This window comes from Xanthomonas citri pv. mangiferaeindicae, assembly GCA_002240395.1.
Taxonomy (GTDB): domain Bacteria; phylum Pseudomonadota; class Gammaproteobacteria; order Xanthomonadales; family Xanthomonadaceae; genus Luteimonas; species Luteimonas citri_A.
This window is the reverse complement of sequence record CP016836.1, coordinates 2,455,345-2,474,087: the sequence shown is the minus strand read 5'-3', so window position 1 is coordinate 2,474,087 and position 18,743 is coordinate 2,455,345. Positions and strand designations below refer to the sequence as shown.

Here is an 18,743-nt window from a genome sequence, read left to right as displayed (position 1 = left end):
CAGACTAGATCGGGCGTGGAGAGCTTTCATGAAGACTTGGCAAGTTCAGGAAGCAAAGGCGCGCTTCAGCGAGCTTCTGCGCGCCAGCGTGGAGGACGGCCCGCAGATCGTCAGCCATCATGGCAAACCGACCGCAGTCGTCGTTCCGATGGAGCAGTGGCAACGGTTGCAGCAGCGGCCACGCAGCCTGAAGGCGCTGCTGCAGGCGCCCGATGGCCCGGATGGCCTGCCCCTGCCGCCGCGAGGCCGTCTGCGGCGGCACGATCCCGAGGCGCTCGACTGACCGCATGTTCCTGCTGGATACGAATGTCGTTTCGGAGTTGCGCAAGAACAAGCCGCACGGCGGCGTACAGGCCTGGATTGGACAGGCGCCCGAAAGCGGTCTTTACCTGTCGGCAGTGACGATTGGTGAAATCCAGGCCGGCATCGAGATCACCCGCGGCCTCGACCCGGCCAAGGCGTCGGACATCCAGGTCTGGCTCGACGAGCTCGCCGACTCATACGCCGTGTTGTCTGCCGATGCTGCCGTCTTCCGGCAATGGGCGCGGCTCATGCACGGCCGTCCAGACCATCACCTTGAGGATGGGCTAATCGCTGCGACGGCCCTCGTCCATGGGCTGACCGTGGTCACACGGAACCTCAAGGATTTCCGCCCCTTCGGCGTGCCGTTGTTCGACCCCTTCGGGTATCGAGGCTGAAGCCGCGCATGGCGACGGCGAGCAACGCCGCGCACCCAGGTGATCCAAAGAAAAACGGCGCGCCGTGGTCGCGGCACGCCGTTTTTGGGGACATGCGCCAATCAGGCGCTGATCGTCAGCGTCAGGCTGAACTGCCACGGCACCGGCTGGGCGGTCGGCTCGGGGTCGCGGTTGGGATTGTCACTGCCCAGCGACAGCCCGCCGTTGAAGCCGATCGACATCAGGCCGGTGAAGAACGAGAAGATCTCGGCGAAGTGGGCCAGGAAGTCCGGGCCGCCGTTCTTCAGTTCGTCGGTGGCATTGATGAAGGCCTGGTCGACATTCTGGATGTTGCCGTTCTGGTCGACGGCGATGAAGCCGCTGCCGTTCTCGTTCTCCAGCAGCACGTTGCCGTCGCGCACGGCGGCATCGAGCAGACGGCCGCCGCCGGCGAACTCCTGGAACGCCAGGTCGCCATAGGTGTTGCTGTCGACACCGGAGATCTGCACGCCGTAGTCGCCGTCGGTGATCGTCACGACCGAGGCCACCGTCGCACCATTGCCGCCCTGCTCCCACGGCGTGGTCTCGATGGTGACCTTGGTCCCGTCGTCGAGCAGGAAGGTGGTCTGGCCCCAGAAGTCGAAGGCGTGCTTGCCGTCGATCTCGACGTGGGGATCGCCCCAGATGCGGTAGTTCTCGCCGGTGTTCTTGTTGAACACCACCACCTCGTCGTTGTCGCCGGCGGTGATGCGGTAGTTATCGTTCTCGAACTGCACCCGCCCGTCGGATGTGCGCTGGGTGCTGGCCGAGCTCTGCACCGACGGCAACTGGCCGCTGACGCTCAGCGAGACGGACATGCTCAAGGAAGATGTGTTGGACATGATGGAGACCCCCGTGATCGACATGGAAACTGAATGACGCCATTTCAGCGCGCCGTTCAGCTTCCTGCCATCGGGGTGCACCCGATCTAGGGTTTGCCCCAGGCTCGGGCGGGTCAGGGTCGCGCGCAGGCCAGGACGTCGTCGAGCAATGCTGCTGCTGTCACTTCCGCACCGGCCCCGGGGCCCTGGATCACGAGCGGCTGTTCGCGATAGCGATCGCTGTGGATCGCAACCCGGTTGTCGGTTCCGCCGCCGGCGCACAGCGGGTGATGCGCCGGCAATGCACGCAGACCGACGCTGGCACCGCCGAGCGCATCGAAACGTCCCACCACGCACAACCGCAATCCTTCCGCGGACGCTGCGGCCCAGCGCGCGGCGAGCGCGGTGTCGAGCTCGGCGAACCCGCCCTCGAGCGCCCCAACCTCGCGTGCGGCCAATGCCGGCGGCACCAGCGATTCGACTGCGACCTGATGCGCCGACAGCGGCAGCCCCGCCGCCCGCGCCAGGATCAACAGCTTGCGGCGCACGTCCTCGCCTGACAGATCGATGCGCGGATCGGGCTCGGTGAAGCCGGCAGCGCGGGCCTCCTGCACGAGAGTCGAAAACGGCTGGCTGCCGTCGAACCGGGCGAACAACCAGGCCAGCGACCCCGACAACACCCCTTCGACCGCGTGGATGCGGTCGCCGCCGGCGACCAGCGCGCGCAGGCTGCGCAGCAACGGCAATCCCGCACCGACCGTGGCGCTGTCGCCATAGCGGCCGCCACCTTCGCTGCCGACCGCCTCGGCGATCGCTTGCGCCCGGCCGAGTTCGCCGCCGGTACCGAGCTTGTTGGCGGTGACCACGTGGACTCCGCGCGCGAGCCACTCGGGATGCCAGTCGGCGACTGTCTCGCTGGCGGTCGCATCGACCACGATATCGCCCGGCCGCGGACTCTCGCCCTCGGCCCAGGGCGGAAAGCCGTTGCGTCGGGTCGCCGCGACACGCGCCTGTTCGAGCACCGCCACCGGATCGTCGCCGCAGGCGATCTGCGTGCGCGAATTGCAGATCCGCGCCAAGGCCGGCAGCGCCAGGCCCCGCGCGGCCAGCCCCTGGTAGCGCGCGACGAAGGCACTGCCGACAGTACCGGTGCCCAGCAACGCGAGCCGAGCGGGCTGCGGTTGCGTCCGGCGCGCACGGCGCAAGGCGACGACCGTGCTCATGCGTCGGCTCCGGCGCGGATTGCCGGCGCCTGGTCGGCGACGGTGGCCGCTCGCGCCAGCGCTGCCTGCAGGTCGGTAAGCAGGTCGTCGAGCGCCTCGATGCCGACCGACAGCCGCAGCAGACCCTCGGAAATGCCGGCCGCCTCGCGCGCCTGCGCGCTCATCGCGGCATGGGTCATCGTCGCTGGATGCGCGACCAGGCTCTCGACGCCGCCCAGCGACTCGGCCAGCGTGAAGTACTGCAGGCCCTCGACGAACGCACGCACGGCCGCGCGCGGGTCGCGCCCGGCCAGTTCGAACGACAGCATCGCGCCGAAGCCCGATTGCTGGCGCGCGGCGACCGCATGCCCGGGGTGCGAGGTCAGGCCCGGGTAGTGCACCCGCGCCACCGCGGGATGCGAATCCAGCAGCGCGACGATGCCGGCGGTGTTCTCCTGATGCACGCGCAACCGCGCATCGAGCGTGCGCAATCCGCGCAGGGTCAGGAAACTGTCGAACGGCGAGCCGGTGATGCCCAGCGCATTCGCCCACCATGCCAGTTGCGCATGCACCTCGGCATCGCGCGCGACCACCGCGCCGCCGACGACATCGCTGTGGCCGTTGATGTACTTGGTCGTCGAGTGCAGCACCACGTCGGCGCCGAACGCGATCGGCCGCTGCAGCGCTGGCGACAAGAAGGTGTTGTCGACCACCGTCAGCGCACCGGCGCGCTGCGCGGCCTCGATGACGAAACGCAGGTCGGTGATGCGCAGCAAGGGATTGGAGGGGGTCTCGATCAGCACCAGCTTCGGGCCGCAGGCCAGCGCATCGGCCAGCGCACGCGGGTCGGTGAGATCGGCGGTGACCAGCTCGAAATGCCCCTTGCGTGCCAGCGCATCGAACAGCCGCCAACTGCCGCCGTAGGCGTCATGCGGCACCACCAGCCGGTCGCCGGGCTGCAGCAGCGCGTTGAGCACCAGCGTGATCGCGGCCATGCCGGTCGACGTGACCACCGCGCCGGCACCGCCTTCGAGCGCGGCCAGCGCCTCGCCGAGCAGGTCGCGGGTGGGATTGCCGCTGCGCGTGTAGTCGTACTCGCGCTTGCGCTCGAAGCCCTCGAAGCTGAAGTTGCTCGACAGCACGATCGGAGGGGTCACCGCGCCGTAGGCCGGATCGCGGTCGATGCCGGCGCGCACCGCACGCGTGCTGGGGCGGCACGCGGCCGGATCGAAGGACGGGCTCTGGATGCTCATGCGGTATCTCCGTGGTCGGTGTCGCGCAGTGCGACGGCCAGGATGGCGTCGATGCGATCGGTTTCCTTGAGGAAGGCGTCGTGGCCGTAGGGCGAGCGCAGCACGCGCAGCCGGCCGTTCGGTCCGAGGCCCTCGAGCAGCGTCACCGCGTCGGCCAGCGGCACCAACCGGTCGCCCTCGACGGCGACGACGGTGGTCGGCACCCGGACCTGGGTCGGCTCGATCCGGTGCAGGTCGATCGATTCGGACAGCCGCAGCCACGCGGCAACCGGCGTGCGCGCGACATAGCGCGCGCCCGCGGCGTCGAGATAGTCCTCGGCGGCGACACGCACACGGCCGTTGACGACTTCGGGTGCGGCGTCGAAGCGCTCTGCGAATTCTTCAGGGGTGCGATAGCTGAGCATCGCGAATTGCCGGGCCAGCGACAGGCCTTGCGCATCGGCGCACTGCAGCTGGCCCAGTGCGACGGTCTGGCGCTGCAGCGCACGCCACGCCGCGGCGTAGGGATGCGCGCGATGCGCGCCGCTGACCGCGACCAGCCGCCGCAGCCGGCCGCCGTGGCGCACCGCGAACTGCAGCCCGACCAGCGCACCGTAGGAGTAGCCGACGAAGGCGTGCAGCACCGGGATGTCGAGCGCGTCGAGCAGCGCGGCGACCGCATCGGCCTGGTCGGTGGTGTCGATCGGGGCATCGAGTGCGCCGTCGGCGCCGATGAAATCGAAGGCCAGCACCTGCACGCAGGCAGGGTCCAGCGCACGGCCCGCACCAAGCAGCGCCTCGGACCAGCCCGGCTCGGGATACGAGGCACTCGAGGCGACATGACGGTGCGCGGAGATCCCGCCGGCTACGAACACCACCGGCGCACCTGGCGTGCCGCGCAGTTCATAGCGCAGACCGACGTGGCGCAAACCGGCGTGGCGCATCGGCAGCGCGACATCGATGCGGCCGCGCAGAGCGCGGTCTCCGGTCGCGGCGTTCGATGGCGACGTGGGCACGAACGCCGGATCGGGGCCGGCGTCGGAATGGCGGGGCGCGGTGTCGACAAGACTCATGGCGATGTCCAGATGGGAACGGACCATCGCGTCTTGCGGGGGGATGCCGGAAGCCGCCGACTCGGCGGATGCATCGCCTCGATGCCGAAGCGACGCATGACCATCTTCCGGTGGACGCACAGGTCCCCGCAGGACTTGGCACCGCGACGGGGCCCACGCGACGCGCGGATCCCATCAGGTTGCCCCGGCATCAAAGGGCCTGTCCCTCCGCCGGTCTCGATGGATGTCACGCAGGTTGCCAGCCCCTGCACGCCATGTCAATCGCTTCATCCGGATGCAGCGATGAACTATCGTGCAAGCGCCCCGGCGGATCGTCGCTGTATCACCAGCGGGCCGATACCACGGCGCATCGGGCCAATGGAGGGCCGGCATAATCGCGGGCATGCGCTGCCGCCCCCATCCCCGTCATGCCCGGCACGCCAGCCAGCGCGGCTCGGCGATGGCTGCCGCGCTGATCGGCGGCTTCGCGGGTCTGATGCTTGTGCTGTCGCCGGGCACCGCGGCCCAGACGCCTTCCATTGGCGCATGGCCGGCGTCGCCGCCCGCGCCCGCGCAGTGGTCGCCGGCAACAGCCTCGCCTCCAGCGGTCCGGCTGCTTCGGCAGCCTGCCGCCGGGCGTGTGGGCATCGTCGCGGAGAACACCCTGGCCGGTCCGGTGGAAGTGCTGCTGACCGCCGATGGCGCGACACCGGGCAGCGACCCGCCATTGCCAGCCCGCGCGACCGTTCCGGCCCATGGCCGCACGCTCGTTGCCTGGCTGCCCGATGCCGCCGACGGCGCGGTCGACCTCGCGCTGCGGGCCGTGCCCGGCCATCCCAGCGCTCGCCCGCGCGATGTCGAGTACACCTATCCGCTGCGCGGCGCCCCGCTGCGGATCGCCCAGGGCTTCGGCGGCGGCTTCAGCCATCGCGATCCCGAGCACGCCTACGCCGTGGACTTCGCGGTCGACGCAGGCACGCCGGTGCTGGCCGCACGCGACGGCACGGTCATGCAGGTCGAGGCCGGGATTTCGGGCAGCACGCGCCTCGGCACAGCGCACGACGACCCGGCCCGCGCGAACTTCGTGCGGGTGCTGCACGACGACGGCACGATGGCGCTGTACGCGCACCTACAACGCGGCGGCGTGATCGTCGCGCCGGGCGAACGCGTGCGCCGCGGCCAGATCCTCGGCTTTTCCGGCGACACCGGCGCCAGCACCGGGCCGCACCTGCATTTCGCGGTCCAGGCCAACCGCGGCCTGCGCCTGGAATCGCTGCCGTTCCGCATGTTCGGCCCCGGCGGGGTTCTGCGCTTCGCCCGCCCCCCGCCGGACTGAGCCGACCCGCCGCGTATAATCGCCGGCTTCCCGAAGCCTCGAGACCGCACGCGTGCGCGTGCGCCGCCAGCATGCCCGACGTCGCCACCGAAGCCGCCCGCCGCCGTACCTTCGCGATCATCTCGCACCCGGACGCCGGCAAGACCACCCTCACCGAGAAGCTGCTGCTGTTCGGCGGCGCGATCCAGATGGCCGGCTCGGTCAAAGGGCGCAAGGCCGCCCGTCACGCGACGTCCGACTGGATGGCGCTGGAGAAGGAGCGCGGCATCTCGGTCACCAGCTCGGTGATGCAGTTCCCCTACGAGGGCCGCATCGTCAACCTGCTCGACACGCCCGGCCACGCCGACTTCGGCGAGGACACCTATCGCGTGCTGACCGCGGTCGACTCGGCGCTGATGGTCATCGACGTCGCCAAGGGCGTCGAGGAGCGCACGATCAAGCTGATGGAGGTGTGCCGCATGCGCGACACGCCGATCATGACCTTCGTCAACAAGCTCGACCGCGAGGGCAAGGACCCGGTCGACCTGCTCGACGAAGTCGAGCGCGTGCTGGGCATCCAGTGCGCCCCGGTGACCTGGCCGATCGGCATGGGCCAGCGCCTGAAGGGTGTCGTGCACCTGCTCACCGGCGAAGTGCATCTCTACGAACAAGGCCGCAACTTCACCCGCCAGGACTCGACGATCTTCCCCTCGCTGGATGCGCCCGGCCTGGCCGAGCGAATCGGTCAGGCGATGCTGGCCGACCTGCGCGATGAGTTGGAGCTGGTGCAGGGCGCCAGCCATCCGTTCGACCTTGCGGCCTATCGCGCCGGCCGGCAGACGCCGGTGTTCTTCGGCTCGGGCGTCAACAACTTCGGCGTCCAGCCGCTGCTCGACTTCTTCGTCGAACACGCACCGCCGCCGCAACCGCGCGCCACGACCACGCGCACCGTGGCGCCGCAGGAGGACAAGCTGACCGGCTTCGTGTTCAAGATCCAGGCCAACATGGATCCGCAGCATCGCGACCGGGTCGCGTTCATGCGTGTGTGCTCGGGCCGGTTCGCCGCCGGCATGAAGGCCTTCCACCCGCGTAGCGGCAAGGAGCTCAAGCTCGCCAACGCGCTGACCTTCATGGCCAGCGACCGCGAGATCGCCGCCGAGGCCTATCCGGGCGATGTGATCGGCATCCACAACCACGGCACGATCTCGATCGGCGACACCTTCACCGAAGGCGAGCCGATCGCCTTCACCGGCATTCCCAACTTCGCGCCCGAGCTGTTCCGCCGCGCACGTCTGCGCGACCCGCTCAAGCTCAAGCAGTTGCAGAAGGGGCTGGCGCAGCTCAGCGAGGAAGGCGCGACTCAGTTCTTCAAGCCGCTGATGAGCAACGACCTGATCCTTGGCGCGGTCGGCGTGCTGCAGTTCGACGTGGTCGCCTACCGGCTCAAGGACGAGTACGGCGTGGACGCGATCTTCGAACCGGTGCAGGTCTCGACCGCGCGCTGGATCCGCTGCGCGGACGCCAAGAAGCTTGAGGACTTCCGCGACAAACACGCAGGCAATCTCGCGATCGACGCGGCCGACCAGTTGGTCTATCTCGCACCGACCCGGGTGAACCTGCAACTGGCCGAGGAGCGCGCGCCGGGTGTCGAATTCCTGGCCACGCGGGAGCATGCGCACGCGATGCCGGCCGCCTGACCGCCGGCTCGACCGGTGCGGTCTGACAGGACCGCGCCGCGGGGGTCATAATCCGACCAGTCCCTCCCCCGTCGGACGCACCAACATGGCCTCCCCTGTCCCGTCCCTGCGCGAGAAGCGCGAGGAATTCGCGAGTGCGCTGACCCACGGCCTCGGCGCGACCGCGGCGCTCGCCGCCGGCGCGGTATTGATCACGCTCGCCGCGCTGTACGGCAACGGCTGGCAACTCGGCGCCTCGATCGTCTTCGGCATCACGCTGCTGCTGCTCTACCTGGCTTCGACGCTCTATCACGCCGTCCACCACCCGGTCCTCAAGGGCCGGCTGAAAGTGTTCGACCACTGCGCGATCTATCTGTTGATCGCCGGCACCTATACACCGTTCACGCTGATCGGGCTGCGCGGCACATTGGGCTGGTGGCTGTTTGGCACCATCTGGACCCTGGCGCTGGCCGGCGTGGTCTTCAAGCTGTTCTACACCGGGCGCTTCCGTGGCCTGTCGACCGCGATCTACGTGGCGATGGGCTGGCTGGTGGTGATCGCGATCGGCCCGGTCGCCGCCGCGCTCGACACCTGGACCTTGAGCTGGATCATCGCCGGCGGCGTGTTCTACACCCTGGGCACGTTCTTCTACATGCGCGAGTCGATCCCTTACGCGCATGCGATCTGGCACCTGTTCTGCATCGCCGGCAGCGTCTGTCACTACGTTGCGGTGCTCGCCCAGGTCGTGCCGGCGCGCTGATGCCAACGCGCGCGGTGGCGTCGAATCCGCGGACTGAACGCGCCACAACGGATTCACCCGGGCTTGATCGAGCGGGCGGGATGGTGCCTCGCAAACAGGACGCGAGCCGCGATGACCGATCCCACGCCCACTGCCGTACCGCCCCCGCGCTCGCACGCCACGCGCGTGCGCGGCGCATTCTTCGGACATCCGGGGCGCGTCGTGCTGGCGGTGATCGCGGTCCTGGTGCTGCTGCTGATCCTCTTCTGGGACTGGAACTGGTTCAAACGCCCGGTCGAGCGCATCGTCCACGCGCAGACGGGGCGCGTGCTGCAGATCGGCGGCGACCTCGATGTCGACCTGGGCCGGGTGACCACCGTGCGTGCGGATCGCCTGCGCTTCGCCAATGCCGACTGGGCCAAGGACAGGACGATGGCGGCGGCGGACCGGCTGGAACTGCAGGTCGAGGTCTTCCCGCTGCTCCGCGGCCGCATCCGCCTGCCCGAAATCCGCCTGGCACGCCCGGTGCTGCTGCTTGAAACCAACCCGGACGGGAGCGGCGGCAACTGGACGTTCGACATGGGCGATGGCGACGGAGAGCCGATGCAGATCCGCCGCCTCTGGGTCGACGATGGGCGCCTGCGTTTCGTCGACGCACCGAGCAAGACCCGCGTGGACGTGCGCCTGGCCAGCCGGCCCTCGCGCGCGGGGGCCGACGCGGCGCCTGCGATCGCGATCGAGGGCGATGGCCAGTGGAGCGGCAACGGCTTCACGCTTGAAGGCGTGGCCGAGTCTCCGCTCGCGCTGCAGGACGAAGACAAGCCCTACCACCTCGACCTGCGCGCGTCTGCGGGCACGACCCACGCACACGCGCGCGGCAGCCTCACCGCGCCGTTCGAACTGCGCGACTTCGACCTGCAGTTCGCACTGTCGGGGCGCAATCTGGAACATCTGTATCCGCTGGTCGGGGTCGCCCTGCCCGACACCCCGCCTTACGCCCTCGACGGGCGCCTGACCCGCGACGGCCAGACCTGGCATTACGATGGCTTCACCGGCAAGGTCGGCCAGAGCGACCTCGGCGGCTCGGCCGCTTTCACCGTGGGCGGCGAGCGGCCCTTCCTGAAGGCCGACCTGGTGTCCAGGCGTCTGGATTTCGATGATCTGGCCGGCTTCATCGGCGGCACGCCCGATAGCGAAGGCGATGCGCCGCTCGATCCCGAGCTCGTCCGGCGCGAACAGGCCCTCGCCGCCCGGGGCAAGGTGATCCCCGATACCCCCTACGAGCTGGGCAAGTTGCGCTCGATGGACGCCGACGTGCGCCTGCGCGCACAACGCATCAACGCACCGAAGCTGCCGATCGACGACATGGACGCCCATCTCAAGCTCGAGGCAGGGTTGCTGCGGCTCGATCCACTGAACTTCGGCGTCGCGGGCGGCAATATCCGCTCGACCATCCGCATGGATGCGCGCAACGACACCATCGACACCCGGCTCCAGGCCAGCGTGCGCCGCGTCGACCTGGGCGGCCTGTTCCCCGATACCGCGCTCGCCAGCCAGGCAGTGGGCAAGATCGGCGGCGACTTCAATCTCGCCGGCACCGGCAACTCGGTCGCCGCAATGCTGGGCAGCGCCAACGGCGATATCGCCGTCGGAATGGGCAGAGGCCGGGTCAGCAATATGCTCGTCGAGCTGGCCGGGATCGACATCTACGAGACGCTCAAGTATCTGATCGGCAAGGACAAGCAGATCCCGGTCCGCTGCGCATTCGCCGATTTCGGCGTGCAGAAGGGCGTCATGCAAAGCCGTGCACTCGCATTCGACACCACCGACACCCTGATCGTCGGCGACGGGCGTATCGACCTCGGCCAGGAGACCCTGGATCTGGAGCTGCGCCCGCGGCCCAAGGACCGCAGCATTCTCGCGCTGCGCTCGCCGCTGGTGATCGGCGGCACCTTCGCCGACCCCAGCTTCCGCCCCGACATGGCCCGTCTGGGCCTGCGCGGCGCGGTCGCACTCGCGCTCGGCTCGATCGCGCCGCCCGCCGCGCTGCTGGCGACCCTGGAACTGGGCGGCGGCGAGGACAGCAGCTGCGGCGGCGCCTACGCCAAGTGAGCCTCAGCGGCTGTGGTGGTGGCCGATTGGATTCTCGAGCGCAGGCGTGGCAGTGCCCGCCGGATGCCAATCGCGCACGAAGTAGAGCGGCCGCTGCTTGGACTCCTCGTACAACCGGCCCAGGTACTCGCCGATCACGCCCAGCGCCACCAGTTGCACGCCGCCCAGGAACAGGATCACCGCCATCATCGTCGGCCAGCCGGCCACACGATCGCCGAACAGCATCGCCTTGGCGATGACCCACAGGGCGAACGCGAACGCGCCGAACGCGGTGAACACACCGACGTAGGTCGCCAGCCGCAACGGCGCGGTCGAGAAGCTGGTCACGCCCTCGAGTGCGAAGTTCCACAGCCGCCAGAAGCCGAACTTCGTGCGCCCCGCCAAACGCGCATGCCGCTCGTAGGGCAGCGCGACACGATTGAACCCGATCCAGCCGAACAGGCCCTTCATGAATCGATGCCGCTCGCGCAACTGGCGCAACGCGGCCAGTGCGCGCGGCGACAGCAGCCGGTAGTCGCCGGTATCGGCCGGCACTGGCGTCTTGGCCAGCCGCTGCATCACCCGATAGAACACGTGCGCGGTGAGCTTCTTGAACCACCGCTCCCCTTCTCGGCTGAGCCGGGTGCCGTGGACGTCGTCGTAGCCCTGGCGCCAGAGCGCGACGAAGCTTGGGATCAGCTCCGGCGGATCCTGGCCATCGGCATCGAGGATCATCGCCGCCCCCTCGGTCACCAGATCCAGGCCCGCAGTCAACGCGATCTCCTTGCCGAAGTTGCGCGACAGCCGCAGCAGCGACACCCGCCGATCCGATACCGCCAGTGCCTGCAGCACCTCCCAGGTCCCATCGGTACTGCCGTCGTCGACGTACAACACGCCCGCGTCGATGCCATCGTCGGCAAGCGTCTCCATGACCGCGGCGATGCGGGGGTGCAGCAGCGGTAACGACCGTGCTTCGTCGAAGGCGGCGATGACGATCGTCAGGCGCTCGGCCGGCGCGCCGGCGCTCATCGCAGCGTGTCCAGATAGGCCTCGCCGCCGATCTGGCGCGCATTGCGTTCGATCCACTGCGCCCGGCGCTGGACATAAGGCCCGGGATGGGCGGCGTTGTAGCGCCGTGGGCTCGGCAGCACCGCTGCCAACCTCGCACTCTGCGCACGCGACAGTTGGGCGGCGTCCTTGCCGAAATGCGCACGTGCAGCAGCCTGCGCGCCATAGATCCCGTCGCCGAACTCCGCGACGTTCAGATACACCTCCAGGATCCGGGTCTTGGGCCAGAGCAGTTCGATCAGCACCGTGTACCAGGCCTCCAGGCCCTTGCGCACCCAACTGCGCCCGCTCCACAGGAACAGATTCTTCGCCGTCTGCTGACTGATCGTGCTTGCGCCCCGGGTCGAGCGGCCACGGGCGTTGTGCGCGCGGGCGCGCTCGATCGCCTCGAGATCGAAGCCGCGATGCCGCGCGAAGTTCTGGTCCTCGGCGGCAATGACCGAGACCGCAAGCGAGGGCGCGATCTGGTCCAGATCGCGCCACTGGTGGTAGAGCACGAAGTCATCCTCTCCGCCGGTCCAGGCCTCGATCTGGCGGAGTGCCATGACCGTCGAGAACGGCGGATCGATCACGCGCAGCACCAGGACCTGCAACACGGTGAACCCGATCGCCAGCACCGGCAGCCACAGCAGCCTGCGCAGCCATCGGCGCCGACGCGGCGCCACGCGGCGATGTGCGACGCCTGCTTGCGCAGCGCCGCCCTCGCCCCCATCTTCTCGAACCGACTGCATCATGGCGGCCACTGTATCGGGCACGCCCGATGCCGCCAATCGCCGCCGCCTCACGACGACCTCATGACCGAAACCTCCGCTCCCGACAGCGACCGGCTGTCCCGCTTCCTGCTCCAGCGCGCCGGCGTGCGCGGCGTCCGCGTGCACCTGACCGAGACTTGGCGCCGGGTCCTGGCGAACGCACGCTACCCCGCCTCGGTCGAAGTCCTGCTGGGCGAGGCCTGTGCTGCCGCCGCGCTGTTCACCGGCCATGCCAAGGTCGACGGCCGGCTGTCGGTGCAACTGCGCGCATCCGGGCCGCTGCGGGCGCTGTTTGCCGAGTGCACCGCGGCCGGCACCATCCGCGGCATTGCGCGGATCGCCGAGGCGGGTGCGGAGACCATCTCACGCGACCTGCGCACGCTGGGCGATGACGCGATCCTGGCGCTGACGATCGAAAACCCCGCACAGGGCCGTGACCCGATGCGGTACCAGGGCTTGGTCGGCCTGCAGTCCGAATCGCTGTCGGGCGCGTTCGAGGACTACTTCCGCCAGTCCGAACAGTTGCCGACCCGCGTGCTGCTTGCAGTCGAGGGCGACCACGCCGCCGGACTGATGCTGCAGAAGCTGCCGGGCGACGAAGGCGACGAGGACGGCTGGAACCGGGCGAGCATCCTGTTTGACACGCTCTCGACCAGCGAATTGCTTCGATGGCCCGTGGAGACGCTGCTGACACGGTTGTTTCCCGACGACGATCCACAGGTGCTCGGAGAACGTCCGTTGGCCTTCGCCTGCTCGTGCTCACGCGAGCGCGTGGAGGCGATGCTGGTCTCGCTGGGCGAAACGGAGGCCCGCGCGGCCGCCGTTGACGGCGAGGCCTCGGTCACCTGCGAGTTCTGCGGTCGTGTCTACCGGTTCTCCGAGGACGAGATCGAGCACTTGCTGGCGGCCCCGGTGGCCAGCGGCGAGGCGTCGGACCGGTTGCAGTAGGGGCCCTGCCGGGACAGTGGCAGGATTGTTAAATAAACATAAACCCTCTAGAGTAGGGTCGGTGAATCTGGGGAACTTCCCGGCAACGACCGGGTCACATCGGCCATGCGACTGTCTTTGACGCCACTGCTGCTCGCCTCGTCCCTCGCGCTCTGCGTGGCGGCGGGTGCGCATGCGCAGGAAAAGCGCAACCAGACCGTACTGCCGGTCCTCGATACTTCCGGCAAGGTCGAAGCCTTCCTCGTCCTGGAACCGGCCACGCCGCACCAGGCGGGCGGCCGCTGGCGCATGGGCGAGAACCGATTCGACGCCGCCTTCGGCCTCGAACCCGGCAGCTCGCTCGCCTTGTTGTGCAGCCCCGGCAGCAGCTTCAACGGTGCCGTCAGCAGCCTGGCGCGCAATTGCCAGCTCGCCTCGCTCGACGATCCGGCCCCCGGTAACCGTCGGGCCACCGCGACCGCCTCTTTCAGCCGACCCGGCGGTGGTGCCGGCGTGACCTTCGGCGAAGGCCGCGACACGCTGCCGGGCTGGCTGACGCCTGCACGTGGCGGCTCGGCCGGCCGGGTCGACGTCCACGACCTGACCGTGTTCGCCAGAAAGAACATTGGCGACGACGCGTACGTCTCGCTGGCCGGAACGCTCGCCAAGGCGACCCTGATCCCGTCGGCAACCGCACCGCCCGACCTCAGCGACCAGTGGACGAGCAGTAGTGTCAGCGTCGGCGGCGGCATCGGGCGCTTCAGCGCCAATATCGTCGGCCAGGTCGTCGACACCCCCGGGCTCCCCAAGTGGGAAGGCCTGGGCGTGGGCGTGAGCTGGCGCACGCCCTGGAGCGGCCAGCTCACCGTCGGCGCCGAGAACGTGGTCACCCGCGGAAAGAATCCGTTCTCTCGCATGGCCGACCTGCCCGACGACGACGGCGCCGTGCCGTACATCCGGTACCAGCAGGATCTGTGAAGGGCGCCATTGGCGCCCTTTTTTTGTCTTGATCCAAGCGCGGCGCACGGGCCAAGCCTGAACCCCTATTCAGCTTGAAAGGCTTGGTGTCGCCGCCCGGAATGAATTCACGTCACGTAGGCGCGCCGTTAACGGACCTTTAATTTTTCTCTCGCCCTCGCTAGTATCGGCTGCAACCTTGCCGGATTTGGCGTTTCGATTGACGCCTGCAGCAGGTTCCTTTCTTGGGGGCAACCCCAAGACTCACCTTGGAGAGAGAGATGTCTTTGAAGACCAGTAAGCTCCGTGACGCGGTAACTCTTGCGCTCATCGCAGGAACAGGTGCCATGGCCAGTGCGGGCTCGGCCGTTGCACAGGAAGGCGATGCCACTACGCTCGATCGCATCCAGGTGACGGGATCGCGTATCCGCTCGGTCGATATCGAGACCCAGCAGCCTGTGCTCGTCTTGTCGCGTGAAGCGATCGAGCAGACTGGCCGTACCAGCATCGCCGACGTGCTGCAGCAGATCGCGGTCAACGGCGCAGCGATCAATACGCAGTTCAATAACGGCGGTGACGGCTCGGCCGGTGTCGACCTTCGCAACCTGGGTTCGGCACGCACGCTGGTGCTCGTCAATGGTCGCCGCTGGGTGTCCGCACTCGACGGCACCGTGGATCTCAATACCATCCCCGCTGCAATGATCGAGCGCGTGGAGGTGCTGAAGGACGGCGCTTCGTCCATCTACGGCTCCGATGCAATCGCGGGCGTGGTCAATATCATCACGCGCGACAACTTCGAGGGCGTCGAGGCCCATACCTACTACGGGCAGTTCAGCCAGGGTGACGGCGAACGCGAATCCCACGACATCACTATCGGTGTCGGCAACGACCGCGGAAACACCGTGTTTGGTGCGTCCTACACCAAGGAAAGTGCCGTGATGGCCGGCAGCCGCGCGATCTCGCGCGACCCCGTGTTCGGACTCGGCTCGTCCCAGTACAGCGCCACGAGCAAATTCGGGCGGCTTTGGGACCTCACGGTCAACGGCACCCCAACCGACGATATCGATGCGTGGTCGCGCGAAGCGGCCATCGATGGGCAAACCGGTCGCACGCCCGTCGCCGGCATCGACCAGTGGGTCATCAACGAGGGTGCCGACGGCCGCGACCTCGGTAACTATCATCGATTCACAAATGCCGACCGCTATAACTTCGCACTGGATAACTACCTGCGCACACCGCAGGAACGGCGTTCTGTCTTTCTGCAGAGCCGTTACGACCTGTCTGACACCATTGCCATTCGCACGGACGCGCTCTTCAATCAGCGCGTGTCGGCCCAGCAGCTGGCCGGATTCCCGCTGGGCGAAGGCAACTACCTGAGCGGCGACCAGGGCTTGCTGGCCAGCAGCTATTACAACCCCACGAAGGGCACCGCGAATGCGCGCGAGCTCAACTGGAGTCGTCGCCTGGTCGAGCAGGACCGCTTCTATGAGCAGGACGTCAAGACCTTCCACTGGTACGGCGGACTTGAGGGCTCGTTCGAAGTCGGCAAGAGGTTCTTCACCTGGGACGTGGGCTTCAACTACAACAGCACTGACCAGATCGACACCCAGGTTGGCGACATCAACATGGGCAACCTCCGCCTCGCCACCGGGGCGTCGTTCCTCGATACCGATGGCGTCGTGAAGTGCGGCGCACCTGGTGCGGTGATCGACGGCTGCGTGCCGTTCAATCCCTTCTCAAGCCCGGGTGAACTGTCTCAGGCACAGATCGACTACATCCTGTTCACTGCGAAGGACAAGTACCACAACAAGAGCCGCAGCGTGACTGCGAACATCTCTGGCGATGTGGTCGAGCTGCCTGCCGGCATGATGGGGTTCGCAGCGGGCATCGAGCGTCGTAAGGAGTCTGGTTATGACAATCCCGACGCGTTTGTTTCGGCAGGCCTCAGCTCGGGCAATGCCCGCCAGCCGACTTCCGGTGGCTACGATCTCAACGACGCCTACTTGGAGCTGCTGATCCCGCTCTTCAAAGATCTCCCGGGCATGGACCTGCTGGAGCTCAACCTGGCGACGCGCTATTCCGATTACAGCAACTTCGGCGATACGCTCAACAGCAAGGCAGGCTTCAAGTGGAAGCCGTTTGCTGACCTGATGGTGCGCGGCAACTGGGCGCAAGGCTTCCGCGCACCTTCCATCAGCAACTTGTTCGGCGGTGCCGGTGCTTCGTACGACACCTATGGTGATCCCTGCTCGATCGATAGTCCGTATTACAACAATGCAGGCGTTGCCCAGCGCTGCGCCGCGGCCGGCGTCCCCATGTACACCCAGCGCGACGGTTATGGGTCGCAGACTGCATATCCGCTGGACTGGGTGTCCAATGTCGACCTGCAGCCGGAAACGGCAATCAGCAAGACGCTGGGTTTTGTCTACAGCCCTGCTTACGTCCGCAACTTCGACGTCTCGTTGGATTGGTGGAAGATCAACATCGCCGATGCGATTTCCCGCCCGACCATCACGTACATGCTGGATCAGTGCTTCGTGGAGAACGACGCGGGTTGGTGCTCGATCGTGAACAACAGTCAGATCACCCGCAACGCATTGGGTGAAATCACCTACTTTGCTCGCGGCCTGCAGAACCTTGGCGAAGTGGAAGTTGAGGGCTACGACTTTACGGTTCGCTACGGCCTCCCGGAGACGAACTTCGGTGCGTTCAACTTCGTGTGGGATAGCTCCTACATGTCCTCGTACCGCAGCAAGTCCACGCCCGAATCCGACTGGGGGACTCCGAAGTCGGCCTGTACAGCGACCGCTCGCCGATCTGGCGCGTGCGATCCAACTTGAACGCCAACTGGACGCTGGGTGACTTCGGCATGAGTTGGAGCACCCGCTACTACTCGGGCATGTACGAGAGCTGCAAGTTCCCCTCCGTGGCGGCCCTGTGCAGCGATCCGAACCGTGTTATCGAAAGTGGTGCCTCACCGCGCCACCGCCTGGGTTCGGTCACCTATCATGACGTGCAAGGCCGTTACAAGCTGCCTTGGAATGGTCAGGTTGCGCTCGGCGTGAACAATCTGTTCGAGAAGGAACCGCCGGTCTCGACGCGCGCGGCGTACAACTCCTACGACCCGCAGTACGAAACCCCCGGCCGTTACTACTACATGGAGTACCGCCAGAACTTCTGATTCTGGCGAATGCGTCAAAACTACGGCCCCTTACGGGGCCGTAGTTTTTTCCGTGGTCGTCCTTTTCGAAGAACGCCATCGACGATCGGTCACTGCCAGCATCACTACTGGGTCAGCAATTACGCACGACGAGGGCGCGCGGGCCTATCGGGCAGTTGAGCGCGTTCAAAGCACATCAAAGCATCCGACGGTCTGAACGAAGACTTCCGCCATCGGCAGACTACTTCCTACCTCGGCACCAGCGTCTGCGCCAAGTGCTCGACATAGGCATCGAATTCTTCCTGCTGCATGCGGGCCTGATGCAGTTGCAAATTCAGCTGCAAGAAGCCGACATAGGCAGCGTAGGTGAGGCGGGCGCGGTGCTGGGCGTCTTCGCGGCCGAGGCCGGCCTGGCGGAAGGACGCGGTCAGGTAGTCGAGGCGACGCTTGGATACGCGCTCGATGACCGGCTGCACCGTGGCGTGGTCCTGCGCTTTGAGCAGGGCGCTGTAGATGACGTGCGACTTGTACTCGCGCGCGACCATGTGGAACAGCGCGCGCAGGCGTTCGCGGGCATCGGGCATCGACTCGAGCGCGCCGAACAGGGCCTCCTGCTCGACGTTCTCCCAGCGCTCGAGTGCGGCCTGCAGCAAGGCGTCGCGGGACGGGAAGTGCCAGTAGAAGCTGCCCTTGGTCACGCCGAGACGGCGGGCCAGGGGCTCGACGGCGACGGCCTGCACGCCGGCTTCGGCAATCAGGTCCAGCGCCGCCTGGGCCCAGTCGTCGGCGCTCAGTCGTCCCTGGCGTTCGGTCGCAGCGGTGCCGGTCCGGGCGGTGCCCGCGGCGGGCGATGAAGCGGATCTGCTCATCGCGACAGTCTATCCATACGCCTGCGTCGACAACAGTATCGACGTGGCGAAGACGCGCCGCGGCGCAGCATTGACTTCGGTCGTTCGCGTTACCATACTCGACCGTACGGTCAAGATCGGCCCATCGCGCGACGTCCTCCGTCGCCTTCCTGCCTGCCACGCCGAT

Annotated in this window: 15 protein-coding genes, 1 pseudogene and 1 other annotated feature; of the genes and pseudogenes, 9 read left to right on the top strand and 7 right to left on the bottom strand. The window is 67.5% G+C overall.

What is annotated here, in order from left to right; translation table 11 throughout:
• Nucleotides 1-28 precede the first annotated feature (28 nt).
• Both BEN78_10620 and BEN78_10615 read left to right on the top strand, forming a co-directional pair.
• Entirely contained in the window at nt 29-283 is a 255-nt protein-coding gene (locus BEN78_10620; protein ID ASR43755.1) for a hypothetical protein, read from the top strand.
• A 4-nt stretch (nt 284-287) separates the two neighbouring features.
• Nucleotides 288-698: a twitching motility protein PilT gene (locus BEN78_10615; GenBank protein ID ASR43754.1), complete on the top strand. Its 411-nt coding sequence runs from the start codon at nt 288-290 to the stop codon at nt 696-698.
• 101 nt (nt 699-799) lie between these two features.
• Here BEN78_10615 and BEN78_10610 read toward each other — a convergent pair whose 3' ends face one another.
• From BEN78_10610 to BEN78_10595, 4 genes are all read right to left on the bottom strand, one after another.
• Nucleotides 800-1,453, bottom strand: coding sequence for a hypothetical protein (locus BEN78_10610; GenBank protein ASR43753.1), 654 nt, complete (start codon nt 1,451-1,453; stop codon nt 800-802).
• Nucleotides 1,454-1,671: 218 nt separating this feature from the next.
• The gene (locus BEN78_10605) at nt 1,672-2,760 is read right to left on the bottom strand and encodes a homoserine dehydrogenase (protein ID ASR43752.1); all 1,089 of its coding nucleotides are present in this window, start codon (nt 2,758-2,760) and stop codon (nt 1,672-1,674) included.
• Entirely contained in the window at nt 2,757-3,992 is a 1,236-nt protein-coding gene (locus BEN78_10600; protein ID ASR43751.1) for an O-succinylhomoserine (thiol)-lyase, read from the bottom strand. Before BEN78_10600 ends, BEN78_10605 begins: the two co-directional genes overlap by 4 nt.
• The gene (locus tag BEN78_10595; protein ASR45081.1) at nt 3,989-5,044 is read right to left on the bottom strand and encodes a homoserine acetyltransferase; all 1,056 of its coding nucleotides are present in this window, start codon (nt 5,042-5,044) and stop codon (nt 3,989-3,991) included. The genes BEN78_10600 and BEN78_10595 overlap by 4 nt, the downstream gene beginning before the upstream one ends.
• Nucleotides 5,045-5,141: 97 nt before the next feature.
• Nucleotides 5,142-5,270, bottom strand: a binding site (SAM riboswitch class I).
• A 213-nt stretch (nt 5,271-5,483) separates the two neighbouring features.
• Between BEN78_10595 and BEN78_10590 the strand changes: the two genes are divergently transcribed.
• The 4 genes from BEN78_10590 (at nt 5,484) to BEN78_10575 (ending at nt 10,865) form a co-directional block, all read left to right on the top strand.
• Complete coding sequence (locus BEN78_10590) at nt 5,484-6,359, top strand: hypothetical protein (GenBank protein ASR43750.1); 876 nt, start codon at nt 5,484-5,486, stop codon at nt 6,357-6,359.
• Nucleotides 6,360-6,430: 71 nt separating this feature from the next.
• Nucleotides 6,431-8,035, top strand: a complete 1,605-nt coding sequence (locus BEN78_10585; protein ASR43749.1) for a peptide chain release factor 3 — start codon at nt 6,431-6,433, stop codon at nt 8,033-8,035.
• Between the two features lie 85 nt (nt 8,036-8,120).
• On the top strand, nt 8,121-8,774 hold the full coding sequence (locus tag BEN78_10580) for a hemolysin III (GenBank protein ID ASR43748.1): 654 nt from the start codon (nt 8,121-8,123) through the stop codon (nt 8,772-8,774).
• A 111-nt stretch (nt 8,775-8,885) separates the two neighbouring features.
• A complete protein-coding gene (locus tag BEN78_10575; GenBank protein ASR43747.1) occupies nt 8,886-10,865 on the top strand; it encodes a hypothetical protein in 1,980 nt (659 codons plus the stop codon).
• Nucleotides 10,866-10,868: 3 nt separating this feature from the next.
• Here BEN78_10575 and BEN78_10570 read toward each other — a convergent pair whose 3' ends face one another.
• Both BEN78_10570 and BEN78_10565 read right to left on the bottom strand, forming a co-directional pair.
• Nucleotides 10,869-11,873 (bottom strand): glycosyl transferase family 2, encoded by a 1,005-nt coding sequence (locus BEN78_10570; protein ASR43746.1) that lies wholly within the window; start codon nt 11,871-11,873, stop codon nt 10,869-10,871.
• Complete coding sequence (locus tag BEN78_10565; GenBank protein ASR45080.1) at nt 11,870-12,577, bottom strand: monofunctional biosynthetic peptidoglycan transglycosylase; 708 nt, start codon at nt 12,575-12,577, stop codon at nt 11,870-11,872. The genes BEN78_10570 and BEN78_10565 overlap by 4 nt, the downstream gene beginning before the upstream one ends.
• A gap of 129 nt (nt 12,578-12,706) precedes the next feature.
• On the opposite strand from BEN78_10565, the gene BEN78_10560 reads away from it, so the two are divergent.
• The 3 genes and pseudogenes from BEN78_10560 to BEN78_10550 all read left to right on the top strand — a co-directional run bounded on the left by BEN78_10560 (nt 12,707) and on the right by BEN78_10550 (nt 17,729).
• On the top strand, nt 12,707-13,612 hold the full coding sequence (locus BEN78_10560) for a heat-shock protein Hsp33 (protein ASR43745.1): 906 nt from the start codon (nt 12,707-12,709) through the stop codon (nt 13,610-13,612).
• Between the two features lie 105 nt (nt 13,613-13,717).
• Nucleotides 13,718-14,569, top strand: a complete 852-nt coding sequence (locus BEN78_10555; protein ID ASR43744.1) for a hypothetical protein — start codon at nt 13,718-13,720, stop codon at nt 14,567-14,569.
• A gap of 260 nt (nt 14,570-14,829) precedes the next feature.
• Nucleotides 14,830-17,729 (top strand): annotated as a pseudogene (locus tag BEN78_10550) (hypothetical protein).
• Nucleotides 17,730-17,956: 227 nt separating this feature from the next.
• Here the strand turns inward: BEN78_10550 and BEN78_10545 are convergent.
• Nucleotides 17,957-18,577 carry a TetR family transcriptional regulator gene (locus BEN78_10545; GenBank protein ASR43743.1) on the bottom strand — a complete coding sequence of 207 codons (621 nt, stop codon included), beginning with the start codon at nt 18,575-18,577 and terminating at the stop codon, nt 17,957-17,959.
• Between the last annotated feature and the right edge of the window lie 166 nt (nt 18,578-18,743).